Origin of the sequence: Novosphingobium sp. (assembly GCF_019748365.1) — a bacterium.
Lineage (GTDB): Bacteria > Pseudomonadota > Alphaproteobacteria > Sphingomonadales > Sphingomonadaceae > Novosphingobium.
This window is the reverse complement of sequence record NZ_JAIEPN010000167.1, coordinates 1-11,345: the sequence shown is the minus strand read 5'-3', so window position 1 is coordinate 11,345 and position 11,345 is coordinate 1. Positions and strand designations below refer to the sequence as shown.

General features: G+C 66.4%; 10 protein-coding genes, 1 tRNA gene and 1 other RNA gene. 3 read left to right on the top strand and 9 right to left on the bottom strand.

The window, feature by feature from the left end; translation table 11 throughout:
* Window positions 1–2: 2 nt before the first annotated feature.
* Window positions 3–88, bottom strand: a tRNA-Tyr gene (locus tag K5Q19_RS18315).
* A gap of 183 nt (window positions 89–271) precedes the next feature.
* Here K5Q19_RS18315 and K5Q19_RS18310 point away from each other — a divergent pair.
* The gene (locus tag K5Q19_RS18310) at window positions 272–1,096 is read left to right on the top strand and encodes an RNA methyltransferase (RefSeq protein ID WP_292948223.1); all 825 of its coding nucleotides are present in this window, start codon (window positions 272–274) and stop codon (window positions 1,094–1,096) included.
* Between the two features lie 42 nt (window positions 1,097–1,138).
* Window positions 1,139–2,038: a hypothetical protein gene (locus tag K5Q19_RS18305; protein ID WP_292948222.1), complete on the top strand. Its 900-nt coding sequence runs from the start codon at window positions 1,139–1,141 to the stop codon at window positions 2,036–2,038.
* A 99-nt stretch (window positions 2,039–2,137) separates the two neighbouring features.
* Here the strand turns inward: K5Q19_RS18305 and K5Q19_RS18300 are convergent, their stop codons facing one another.
* The 5 genes from K5Q19_RS18300 to K5Q19_RS18280 all read right to left on the bottom strand — a co-directional run bounded on the left by K5Q19_RS18300 (window position 2,138) and on the right by K5Q19_RS18280 (window position 8,585).
* Window positions 2,138–2,410, bottom strand: coding sequence for an HU family DNA-binding protein (locus K5Q19_RS18300; RefSeq protein WP_054121870.1), 273 nt, complete (start codon window positions 2,408–2,410; stop codon window positions 2,138–2,140).
* Between the two features lie 259 nt (window positions 2,411–2,669).
* Entirely contained in the window at window positions 2,670–5,075 is a 2,406-nt protein-coding gene (lon, locus tag K5Q19_RS18295; RefSeq protein WP_292948220.1) for an endopeptidase La, read from the bottom strand.
* Window positions 5,076–5,223: 148 nt separating this feature from the next.
* Window positions 5,224–6,324: a VacJ family lipoprotein gene (locus K5Q19_RS18290; RefSeq protein WP_292948218.1), complete on the bottom strand. Its 1,101-nt coding sequence runs from the start codon at window positions 6,322–6,324 to the stop codon at window positions 5,224–5,226.
* A gap of 96 nt (window positions 6,325–6,420) precedes the next feature.
* Window positions 6,421–6,756 (bottom strand): YbaB/EbfC family nucleoid-associated protein, encoded by a 336-nt coding sequence (locus tag K5Q19_RS18285; RefSeq protein ID WP_292948216.1) that lies wholly within the window; start codon window positions 6,754–6,756, stop codon window positions 6,421–6,423.
* On the bottom strand, window positions 6,753–8,585 hold the full coding sequence (locus K5Q19_RS18280; RefSeq protein ID WP_292948214.1) for a DNA polymerase III subunit gamma/tau: 1,833 nt from the start codon (window positions 8,583–8,585) through the stop codon (window positions 6,753–6,755). Before K5Q19_RS18280 ends, K5Q19_RS18285 begins: the two co-directional genes overlap by 4 nt.
* 96 nt (window positions 8,586–8,681) lie before the next feature.
* Between K5Q19_RS18280 and K5Q19_RS18275 the strand changes: the two genes are divergently transcribed.
* Complete coding sequence (locus K5Q19_RS18275) at window positions 8,682–9,173, top strand: DUF4188 domain-containing protein (RefSeq protein ID WP_292948212.1); 492 nt, start codon at window positions 8,682–8,684, stop codon at window positions 9,171–9,173.
* Here K5Q19_RS18275 and ffs read toward each other — a convergent pair.
* The 3 genes from ffs to K5Q19_RS18260 form a co-directional block, all read right to left on the bottom strand.
* Window positions 9,169–9,263: signal recognition particle sRNA small type (ffs, locus tag K5Q19_RS18270), an RNA gene on the bottom strand. The genes K5Q19_RS18275 and ffs overlap by 5 nt on opposite strands.
* A 108-nt stretch (window positions 9,264–9,371) precedes the next feature.
* Entirely contained in the window at window positions 9,372–9,650 is a 279-nt protein-coding gene (locus tag K5Q19_RS18265) for an ETC complex I subunit (RefSeq protein ID WP_292948210.1), read from the bottom strand.
* Window positions 9,651–9,818: 168 nt separating this feature from the next.
* A partial coding sequence (locus K5Q19_RS18260; RefSeq protein ID WP_292948208.1) for an ATP-dependent helicase C-terminal domain-containing protein occupies window positions 9,819–11,345 on the bottom strand: 1,527 nt, incomplete at its 5' end.

The window sequence follows — 11,345 nt, the reverse complement described above, 5'->3', positions numbered from 1 at the left end:
GGTGGTGGACAGGGCTAGATTCGAACTAGCGTACGCTTGCGCGGGCAGATTTACAGTCTGCTGCCTTTAACCACTCGGCCACCTGTCCACACCAGAGTTGCCGGTCCGGAAGCGAGCTTCCGATTGTGCGCCGCCATTTCGTGAGAAAGGGCAGCCCCGGCCGAGTGAGGCGCCCCTTTGGCGAAGCGCTGCGCGCCTGTCAATGCCCTTGCCTGTCAATGGGGCGGCTGGCATGGGCCGGGCTCTCATTTCAAGCATGGAAAGCCAGGCAATGCCCAAGCGCGATGAAAACACCGGCCGCTCGAAGCCCATGCGCGGGCGTGCCGGGCGGATGCAGGGCGGGCGTGGTTCGGGCCGGGCCTCGACCGGCGCGGTGCGGCTGTGGGGCCGTCATGCGGTTGAGGCGGCGCTCACCAACCCGGCACGCAGCGCCAAGAAGCTGTGGGGCACGCGCGAGGCGATTCAGTCGCTGCTTGACGACAACGACGCCGAGTTACCCCCCTCGCTGCCGGTTGAATACGCGCAAGCTGCCGACCTCGCCCGGCTCGTCGCGCGCGATGCCCCGCATCAGGGGCTCGTGCTCGATTGCCTCGCGCTTGATGATGTCGCGCTCGCCGATGTGCTCGACGAGGCGGATGGCCGCACGCTGGTCCTGCTCGATTCGGTCACCGATCCGCACAATGTCGGCGCGATCCTCAGAAGCTGCGCCGCCTTCGGTGCCGCTGCGCTGATCACGCAGGATCGCCATGCGCCGCCCGAATCCGGCACGATCGCCAAGTCAGCCTCGGGCGCGCTGGAAATCGTGCCCTGGGTGCGCGTCGTCAATCTTGCGCGCGCGCTCGAACAGATCGCCGAGGCGGGATACTGGCGCATCGGGCTCGATGGCGATGGCAGCGCGGTGTTCCCGTCCGCTGTCCCTGCCGGTCCGGTCGCGCTGGTGCTCGGCGCGGAAGGCGAAGGCCTCAGGCACAATGTCGCGCTGCACTGCGATGCCATCGCGCGGCTGCCGATTGTTTCCGCCATAGAAAGCCTGAATGTTTCGAATGCGGCAGCGATTGCGCTCTATGCTGTCGCGACTCGGGGCGAGACCGACTGATCCAGCCGGCCCTCACCCTTTGCGCGAAAGGGGGGATGAGCCATGAAATCCAATCGCAGGATCGCCGCCGCGTTCGGCGCCGCTGCCGTGCTGCTGTTGCTGGCGGGTTGCATGGTGCTGCCCGGCAAGTTTGCCAGTGATCTCATGCTGCGCCGAGACGGGACCTTCACGCTCCACTACAAGGGCGAGATCATTCTGGCAGCGCTGGCGCAGGGCAGCAAAAGCGCCAAAGCGGAAGCAATTCCAGCCGAACCCTTCGAACAGCAGCCCTGCACCGATCCCACGACCGACGAGGCGCATGATTGCAGCGCGGCCGAGATCGCCCAGCAGCGCGCGAAATGGAGCGACGAACAAAAGGCGCGCAAGGCCGCCAAGGCGCAAGAGGACGTGCAGAACCGCAAGATGATGCAAGCCTTCATGGGCGGGGTCGATCCCGACGATCCCAAGGCGGCGGAAGCCTTTGCCCAGCGTCTCGCGCGCCAGGAGGGTTATGCCTCGGTCATCAGCAAGGGCGGCGGCAAATTCGTGGTGGACTACACCGCGACCGGCCGACTCGATCACGATTTCACTTTCCCCACGATCGAGCGTCTGCCCATGGTCATGCCGTTCGTCTCGCTGATCCGCCGCGCCGATGGCAGCGTGCGGGTCGATGCGCCGGCCTTCAGCACGGCGGCAGCCAATCCGGTCATGCCGGGCCTTGGCGCCATGGCGGGGGCCATGGGCGGCATGAAGGGAAGCGCGAAGCCGGGCGCAAAGCCCGGCGCCGATGGTCCGCCCATCGCCGAGGGCACGTTCACCCTGCGCACGGATGGCCAGATCCTTGCCAACAACACCGACGAGGGCCCGCAAGCCGAAGGCCCCGCCGGACTCTCGCGGCTCGACTGGAAGGTGGACGCGCGCACCGCGACTGCCCCTACCGCACTGATCAAGCTGGCCAAGTAGCGCGCCAACCAAAAACGCCGCCCCGGAAACCCGGCGCGGCGTTTTTGGTGCGTCCCGCGCGGGGCCCGGTCCGGCCGCGCGCAAATGCCGTTCGCTGCCTTAGTTGACCGCGTCCTTCAGGCCCTTGCCGGCCTTGAACTTCGGCTGGGCCGAAGCCTTGATCGACATCGGTTCACCCGTGCGCGGGTTGCGCCCGGTCGACGCCTTGCGCTTGGCAACCGAGAAAGTGCCGAAACCGACGAGACGGACTTCATCACCCTTGGCCAGCGCAGAGGTCACGCTGTCGAAAACGGCTTCAACCGCCTTCGTTGCGTCACCCTTCGAAAGACCGCTCGCATCGGCCACAGCGCTGATCAGATCGTTCTTGTTCATTGCGAAACCCCCATTGGCTTTTTTGCAAACAACCGGCTGCCTGAATCGAAATTCGGCTGCGGGGAAGAGAGCCGAGAAAGAATCCGCTGTCAAAGCCAAAAACGCCCGGAATCGCCGAAAAAGCGCCGGAATCCGGCCTGTTTCTGACAAGTCGAGGCCGGTTCCCGCACTGTGGGATAGGGGCTGGCAACCCGAAGGTTAATGCTGCAGCGCAAGGGTGCAGCATGACAATTCATGCTGCACCGCAAAACCTGCGCGTTCAGTGCGCCGTTGCCACAGTCGCCCCGCTGCTCAATGCCGGCGCCGGACCGGCCGCCATTTCATCCGCCTCGGTCCATTCGATCGCCTCGGTCGGCGCAGCCAACGCACGCGCCAGCACCTCGTCGACATGGCTCACCGGGATGATCTCCAGCCCGTCGCGGATGTTGGCCGGGATCTCGGCAAGGTCCTTGCGGTTCTCTTCGGGGATCAGAACCGTCTTGATGCCGCCGCGCAGCGCCGCGAGCAGCTTTTCCTTCAGCCCGCCGATGGCGAGTACGCGGCCCCGCAGCGTGACCTCACCGGTCATCGCCACATCGGCGCGCACCGGAATGCCGGTCAGCGTCGAAACCATCGCCGTCACCATGCCCACGCCCGCGCTCGGGCCGTCCTTGGGCACGGCGCCTTCGGGCAAGTGGATGTGCAGGTCCTTGCGGTTGAAGATCGAAGGCTTGATCCCGTACTGCGGCCCGCGCGCCTTGACGAAGCTGAAGGCCATCTGGACGCTCTCGCTCATCACTTCGCCGAGCTTGCCTGTGGTCTTGACCGCGCCCTTGCCGGGCACCGTCACGCTTTCGATCGTCAGCAGTTCGCCGCCCACTTCGGTCCAGGCCAGCCCCGTCACCGCGCCGACCTGGTTCTCCTCGTCGGACATGCCGTGGCGGAACTTGCGCACACCGGCAAAGTCGGCGAGGTTTTCAGGCGTGATGGTGACCGCAGTGTCCTTCTTCTCAAGGATCCGCCGCAGCGCCTTCCTCGCCAGTCGCGCAATCTCGCGCTCCAGCGTGCGCACGCCCGCCTCGCGAGTGTAATAGCGGATCAGGTCGCGCAGCGCGGCCGGCTCCAGCGTGAACTCGCCCTGCTTCAGCCCGTGCGCTTCGATCTGCTTGGCGATCAGGTGCCTTTCGGCGATCTCGACCTTCTCGTCCTCGGTATAACCTTCGAGCCGGATGATCTCCATGCGGTCGAGCAGTGCCTGCGGCAGATTGAGACTGTTGGCGGTGCACACGAACATCACGTCCGAAAGATCGATATCGATCTCGAGGTAATGATCCTGGAACTTGGCGTTCTGCTCGGGATCGAGCACTTCAAGCAGTGCCGAAGCCGGATCGCCGCGGAAGTCTTGACCGAGCTTGTCGATTTCATCGAGCAGGAACAGCGGGTTCGACGTGCCGGTCTTCTTGAGATTGGTCACGATCTTGCCCGGCAGAGAGCCGATGTAGGTGCGGCGGTGGCCGCGGATTTCGGCCTCGTCGCGCACGCCGCCCAAGGACTGGCGCACGAACTGGCGGCCGGTCGCCTTGGCGATCGACTTGCCCAGCGAGGTCTTGCCGACGCCCGGCGGGCCGACGAGGCACAGGATCGGCCCCTTCAGCTTGTTGGTGCGCGCCTGCACCGCAAGGTACTCGATGATGCGGTCCTTGACCTTGTCGAGCGCGTAGTGATCGGCATCGAGGATCGCCTGCGCCGCCGCGATGTCCTTCTTGAGCTTCGACTTCTTGCCCCAGGGCAGGCCAAGCAGCACGTCGAGGTAGTTGCGGATGACGGTCGCCTCGGCGCTCATCGGCTGCATCGTGCGCAGCTTCTTGAGTTCGGCAGTCGCCTTGGTGCGCGCTTCCTTGGAAAGCTTGAGCGTGTCGATCTTTTCCTGCAGCTCGGCAATCTCGTTGCCTTCGCCATCATCGCCGCCGCCCAGCTCCGACTGAATCGCCTTCAATTGCTCGTTGAGGTAGTACTCGCGCTGCGTCTTCTCCATCTGGCGCTTCACGCGGCCACGGATCTTGCGCTCCACCTGCAGCACGCCAAGCTCGCCCTCCATGAACGAGAGCACCATTTCGAGCCGCTTGAGGGGATCGGCCTCGGCCAGCACCGCCTGCTTCTCCGCGACGCGCGCGGCAAGGTTCGCGGCGACCGCGTCTGCCAGCTTGCCGGCATCTTCGATATCGCCGAGCTGCGAACCCGCATCCTGCGGCAGCTTCTTGGAAAGCTTGGCATATTCGCCGAACTGCTCGACCACCGAGCGCATCATGCCCGCGATCTCGGCGCCGGAGACGTCCGCCGCCTCGATCAGCTCGACTTCGGCCCTCACCAGTTCGCCCTCGTTTGCGGTCTCGGTCGTCAGCGCCTTCAGCTCGGCGCGCTTCTGGCCTTCGACGAGCACGCGCACAGTGCCATCGGGCAGCTTCAGCAGTTGCAGCACCGTGGCGATCACGCCGGTATCATAAAGGTCGTCGCGGTCCGGATCGTCGCAACCGGGATCGAGCTGCGCGAGAAGGAAGATTTCCTTCGAGCCAGCCATGGCCACTTCCAGCGCCGAGACCGATTTCTCGCGGCCGACGAAGAGCGGCACGACCATGCCGGGGAACACGACAATGTCGCGCAAGGGAAGCAAGGGATACTGTGTCATAGCTTCAATTCCATTCGCCCTGCCGCCGGGAGAGAGAACGGCAGGTTCTCTTGAAACTGAATATGGGAGCCCTCCCCCCTGCCCGCAATGGCCCGTTGTGCCGGGATTGTGGATGAGGGCGCGAGAGATCAGGCCGCGAAGGCCAAGCTCAGGGCAGCGGCTGCACTACCGGCTCAGAAATGAACACCGGCGCGGGCGGAGCCGGGGGTGCCTCCACCGCAGGTGCTGGCTGAGCGGCAGGCGCAGCTGGCGCTTGCTCCGGCATCGCTGCCGCATCAGCTGCCTTGTCATCCTGTTCGATCACGCGCTTCTCGGCCGCCGAAACGGGCGCCGTCGCCGCCCCGATCGGCCGCGCGAACGGGCCATAGCGGGTCTGGCCTTTCGCCAGCGGCCCGCGCCCGTGCAGCGCCTCAATCTGGTCGATGCGCGATTGCAGGTAAACGCGGCGATAGGTCGAATAGGGATCGGCTGCGTTGCGCAGGCGCTTGAAGTCCTCGTCCGCCTCGTTGCGGTAGTCGAGCGCGTCGATCACGCCCATTGGCAGGGCATACCAGGCCTGGTTGAACGGGCTTCCCACCGCGAGCGGCACGGCCAGCCGGTCCGCGAACAGGCCCACAAGATCGCGCACCGTCGTCGGCCCGACGAGCGGCAGAAACAGATAGGGACCCGGCCCCACGCCATAATAGCCGAGCACATTGGCAAGGCCGTTCTGGCGATAGGGCAGGTTGAACGGCTTGCTTCGGGCAACGTCGATCGTGCCGCCGAGGCCGATGGTGGAGTTGATGCCGAACCGCCCCACCGTCTCGAACATCTTGCCAGGCTTGAGTTCAAGCAGGAAGGCCGCCGCCGCTACCGGTTCGCGCAGGTTGCGGATGAAATTGCGCAGCGCCATGCGCAGCGGGCGCGGCACGGCTTTCTGATAGCCGCTCGCCACCGGGCCGACGACAAGATCATCCGCCTTCTGCAGCACTTCGTAGCTTGTCTGGTTCGCCTTCGCGAGTGGGTCTTCGGGCGGAGCCTTCTGCGCGCCGGATACGACGATCTCGCCTGAAGGCGGGGGGATTTCGCCCGCAAGCGGGGGAAGCGGGTCCGGCGTGGCGGCGGCAGACCGAGTGGAGGGCGAGGCCGCAACCGGGGGAGCAGCCGCAAGCTGGGCATCGGCAGGAGGGGCACTGGCCAGGGCGGCGGCAGCAAGCAGGGCAAATGCGCTCAGGGGGAAACGACCTTTATAAGGCCAGCCGGCTGGCAACCGGCGGCCCGTGAGATTTTTGTGACAGATCGGTATAACGCCTGTGTCCCCCGGACGCCAGACTGTCACACAAAGGTCGCGCGGCAGAGTGCCCGTTTAGAACGGCAGCTTGAAGCCTGGCGGAATGCCCGCCGCCATCTGCACTTTCTGCATTTCTTCCGCTGCGGCCGCATCGGCGCGCTGGCGGCAATCGTTGAAGGCGGCGGCGATCAGGTCTTCGAGAATGCCCTTCTCGGCCTTGTCCATCAGGCTGTCATCAATCGCGACACCTATCACGCGTCCCTTGGCCGAAGCCTTGATCCTGACGAGCCCGCCGCCGGCCACACCTTCCACTTCGATCTGGTCAAGCTTGCCTTGCGCGTCCTCCATCTGCTTCTGGATGGTCTGGGCGGCAGCCTGTGCGGCCTGGATCATCTCTTCCATCGACTTCATGCGCGTTTGCTCCAAGGTTTCCGTTCGGTGGCGGATATAGTGGTTTCGTCGATCATTTCAGCCCCCGGAAACGCAGCGAAAGCGGCGCGCACCAGCGGGTCTTCACGCAGCGCGGCGTCCTCGCGCGCGGCAGCTGCGGCGCGCGCTTCCTCAAGGCTGGGCATGGCGGCAGAAAGATCGCCGGTGCGCTCGACCCGCCACGACCCGCCGGTCGCGCCTTCCAGCCCGCGCCGCATGTCCGCTGTGGGATCACCCGGAATGCCGGGCGCCAGCGCATAGACGAGGTACCCCGGCGCAAGCGAGACCACCCGCACCGAAAGCCGCATGGCCGAACCGATCAGCGGCGAGATCTGTTCGACCTGCTCGACAAGGTGCGCCCACTGCCCTGATATCTGGGCCGCCTTGGCCTCCGCGCTCGGCGGGGCAGCAGCAACCGGCGCGGCCCCGCCAGTCGGTGCTCCTACCTGCATGGCAGGCGGATTGGCAGCAAAGGCTTCGAGCTGTTTGATCAGCCCGCCTGGGTCTGGCAAGTCCGCCGCGTGCATCACCCGCAGCAGCGCCATCTGCGCCGCCACCAGCGGATCGGGCGCACCGCGTACTTCCTCGTAGCCCTTGAGCAGCAATTGCCACAGCCGGTGCAGCGCGCCCGCGCCGAGCTTCTTGGCCCAGTCTTCCAGAGCCTCCCGCTCTTCGGACGAACGCGCGTCCGCCGCACCCGAAATCTGCGCCACCGTCACCTTGTGGACGAGGTCAAGCTGCGCACGCATCATCGCGGTGGGCTCGATCCCCAGCGCAAACTGGCTCGCCACTTCCTCCAGCACGCCGTCGCCCTTGCCGCCGATCACCGCACTGAACAGGCGGCGCTGCATGGTCTTGTCGGCAAGGCCCAGCATCTCGCGGACCTGCTCGGCTGTAACGGCTCCTCCGCCCGCCATATCGGCATGGCTGATCGCCTGATCGAGGATCGACAGCCCGTCGCGCACCGAACCTTCGGCGGCAGCGGCGATCATCGCGAGCGCCTCGTCCTCGGCCGCAACGTTCTCCGCCTCGCAGACTTTGCCAAAATGCGCGGCGAGCACCGGCGTCTGGATCCGCCGCAAGTCGAACCGCTGGCAGCGCGAGAGCACCGTCACCGGCAGCTTGTCCACTTCCGTGGTCGCGAAGAGGAACTTCACATGCGCCGGCGGCTCTTCCAGCGTCTTCAACAGCGCGTTGAAGGCGTTGCGCGACAGCATGTGCACTTCGTCGATGATGTAGATCTTGTAGCGCGCCGAAACCGCCGCATAGCGCACCGCCTCGATGATCTCGCGCACGTCGTCGACGCCAGTGTGGCTCGCCGCGTCCATCTCGATCACGTCGATGTGCCGGCCCTCGGCAATCGCCACGCAGGGCTCGCAGACCCCGCAAGGATCGATCGTCGGTCCGCTCTGCCCGTCCGGCCCGATGCAGTTGAGCGCCTTGGCGATGAGGCGCGCGGTGGAGGTCTTGCCCACCCCGCGCACGCCGGTCATCAGGAAGGCATGCGCCAGCCGCCCGCGCCGGATTGCGTTGCCCAGCGTCTGGACCATCGCGTCCTGCCCGATCAGTTCGGCAAAGGTCTGCGGGCGGTACTTGCGCGCCAGCACGCGGTAGGGCTGGCCTGAGGGTGCTGGCGCAGGCGCCGGGGCTGCAACCGGCGGCGCCGCCCTTTCCTCACGCACAACGGGCGCGGGCGCCGGATCGCCGAACATCGAGGCCTGCCCCGCTGCCTCAAGCTCCGCCGCCGAGGGACCCTCGTCCTCGGGCTCATCCTCGATAGGCGCGCCAAACATGTCGGTGGAATCGACCATGGCCCTTGATTAGGCTCTCCCGCGCCAATTGTCGAAGCCCCCTGCCCCAACTCTCCGGGGATTGACAGACAGGGCACAAACGAGAACCTTCCCGGCATGAGCACCATCACGCCCGGACGGATGACCGCCGCCCATCAGGGCCCCCTTGTTGTCTTCGTGATCGGCATGCGGATCAATCACTTCCACAAGGTGGGCAAGTGGTGGCCGGTGTTCCAATCAATGGGTCCGATGCTCGCCGAAGTCTCGCGCGATCCGACGAGCGGCTTTCTCGGCTACGAATTTCTCCTGCGCAGCCTGCGCACGGTCGTCCTGCTCCAGTACTGGCGCGATTTCGACAGCCTCGAGGCATACGCCCGCGCCCGCGAAAAGCAGCATTGGCCGGCCTGGACCGCCTTCAACAAGGCCATCGGCAATGACGGGACCGTCGGCATCTTCCATGAGACCTATGTCGTGCCCGAACATGGCAGCGAGACCATCTACGGCAATATGGTCCCCTTCGGCCTCGGCAAAGTCAGCGGCGTGGTGCCCGCGACAGGCTCTCGCAACGAAGCGCGCTCGCGGATGAAGGGCATATCTGGCGGGGATTGAAGGAGCCGGGCGACCCGCCGCACATCGTTGTGGCTGCTTCCTTCCGGACCTGACCAGGTTGGCGACAGCAAACGTCCGCCCGACTCCCGCCGCGCATATGGCGGTAGCCGTCACAAAAATCAATGCTCCCCAAATCCTCTCCATTTTTGCGAAGCACAAATGGAGAGGTGGCAACCCGAACGGCTGACGGAGGGGGCCTTACCGGAAGTTGTCGGCGTAGCTCTGCAGCTTGAGGCGCTTCGGCGGCACCGGGCTGACATGGGCGGCAATGCCATACTTGTCGGCATAGGCCTTGGCCTCTTCCGCCGAACCGAAGGTCAGCACGACCTGCACTTGCGTATCGCCGGAGCCGGCCCAGCCCATCAGCGGATCGGGCTTGCGCGCCTCGGCCGGTGCGAATTCAAGAACCCACTGGTCAGTGCGCGACTTGCCCGATTGCATGGCGTTTTTCGGGCGCTGGTAGATGCGTGCAGTCATGTGCGCCCCTTGGCCACGAATCGGCTTTGAAATCAAGTGCGGGTTGGTTCGGAATGCGGTGTGTGAGGCTCTGGATTCCCGCCTGCGCGGGAATGACGAAGGTTGGTGTGTCTTTCGTCATTCCCGCGCAGGCGGGAATCCAGAGCACAACAGCGCAGCCCCGACGATCTAACGCTTCCCCGCCTGAAATGCGTTCTTGGTCCTCAGGCTCGCCTCTTCCTCCCACGGAGCATCCGGCCAGCGGTGCTTGGGATAGCGGCCCTTCATGTCCTTCACCACATCGCGCCACGAACCGCGCCAGAAGCCTGGCAAATCGGCGGTCGTCTGGATCGGCTTCTGCCCCGGCGAGGTCAGCGAAAGCAGCAATGGCCGGGGCGGATCGCCTACCATCGGATGCCGGTCCAGCCCGAACAGCGCCTGCACGCGCAGTTCCACCGCCGGTCCGCCCTCATGCGCATAGTCGATAGCATGGCTGGTCCCTGCGGGCGAAGTAAACTCCGCCGGTGCCAGACGGTCGAGCGTGCTCCGGGCGTTCCAGTCGAGCCGACCCAGCAACGCCTCATGCAGCTTGCCCGCCCCGATCTGGAAATCGCGCCGCCCGGCCAGCAGCGGCCCCAGCCATTCCTCCGCATCGGCCAGCAGCGCCGCATCGGAAAGCGCGCCCAGCCCCGCGTACCGCGCCCGCTCGATCAGCGCCAAGGCCTTCTCGCCCAGCGGTAGCAGCGCCACCCCCTCTGCGCGGAAGCGCTCCAGCAGCAGCGCTTCCACCGCCTCGGCCGGCGGCGAAGGATCGGGCACTCGCGCCAGCACGACCGCGCCGAGCCGCCGTTCGAGCCGCGCTTCGACGCGTGCCTCCGCTGCGTTCCAGCTCAGCGCATGCCGCGCCTCGATCCGGTGCGCGATGTGCCGGGTCACCTCGGCTTCCTCCAGCGCCACCGCCGCCGTGATCCGCGCGCCCTTGGCCTCACCCTGCGCATCGCCGATCACCAGCCACGGTGCACGGACCAGCGAACTTGCCGGATCGAGCCGGTAGCCCCGCCCACCCGAGGCCAGCCATTCCTCCCCGCTCGCCGATCGCGCCCGCGCGATCCGTTCCGGGAAGGCTTCGGCGAGCAGCGCGCCAAGCGACACTTGCGGTCCTTGCTCTGCGGCAAGCTCCCGTGCGGCGTGCTCGGCGGCCCTCGCCCAGCGCGAGGCCAACTTGCGCGAGGCCTCCGCCCGCCCGCCCCTTTCGCGCGACCAGCGCTCAAGCCGTGCGGCAAGATCCTCGCCCCGCCCGCCAAGCCCGCGCTCCTGCAGCAGCAAGGCCAGCCGCGCCGCATCTTCCGCCTGCCCCCGCGCGGCGGCGAACAGCAGCATATGGGCCAGCGCCGGCTCCATCGGCAGCGACGCCATCGCGCGGCCATGTGCTGTAATCCGGCCCTCGTCATCCAGCGCCCCCAGCGCCGCCAAAGCCGCCCGCGCCGCCGCCATGGCTGCCGCAGACGGTGGATCGATCCACGCCATCTCCGCCGGATCGCCCGCGCCCCATTGGGCCAGCGTCAGCGCCAGCGGGGTCAGATCGCTCGTCAGGATTTCCGGCGGATCAAACGCCTCGCGCCCGGCGTGCGCCGCTTCTTCCCACAAGCGATAGGCGACGCCCGGCCCCTGCCGCGCCGCGCGGCCCGCGCGCTGCGCCGCCGAGGCCTGGCTCGC

Coding starts and splice junctions, on each gene's coding strand:
- K5Q19_RS18310 (WP_292948223.1), top strand. CDS start 272: ATGCCCAAGCGCGATGAAAACACCGGCCGCTCGAAGCCCATGCGCGGG.
- K5Q19_RS18305 (WP_292948222.1), top strand. CDS start 1,139: ATGAAATCCAATCGCAGGATCGCCGCCGCGTTCGGCGCCGCTGCCGTG.
- K5Q19_RS18300 (WP_054121870.1), bottom strand. CDS start 2,410: ATGAACAAGAACGATCTGATCAGCGCTGTGGCCGATGCGAGCGGTCTT.
- lon (WP_292948220.1), bottom strand. CDS start 5,075: ATGACACAGTATCCCTTGCTTCCCTTGCGCGACATTGTCGTGTTCCCC.
- K5Q19_RS18285 (WP_292948216.1), bottom strand. CDS start 6,756: ATGAAGTCGATGGAAGAGATGATCCAGGCCGCACAGGCTGCCGCCCAG.
- K5Q19_RS18280 (WP_292948214.1), bottom strand. CDS start 8,585: ATGGTCGATTCCACCGACATGTTTGGCGCGCCTATCGAGGATGAGCCC.
- K5Q19_RS18275 (WP_292948212.1), top strand. CDS start 8,682: ATGAGCACCATCACGCCCGGACGGATGACCGCCGCCCATCAGGGCCCC.
- K5Q19_RS18265 (WP_292948210.1), bottom strand. CDS start 9,650: ATGACTGCACGCATCTACCAGCGCCCGAAAAACGCCATGCAATCGGGC.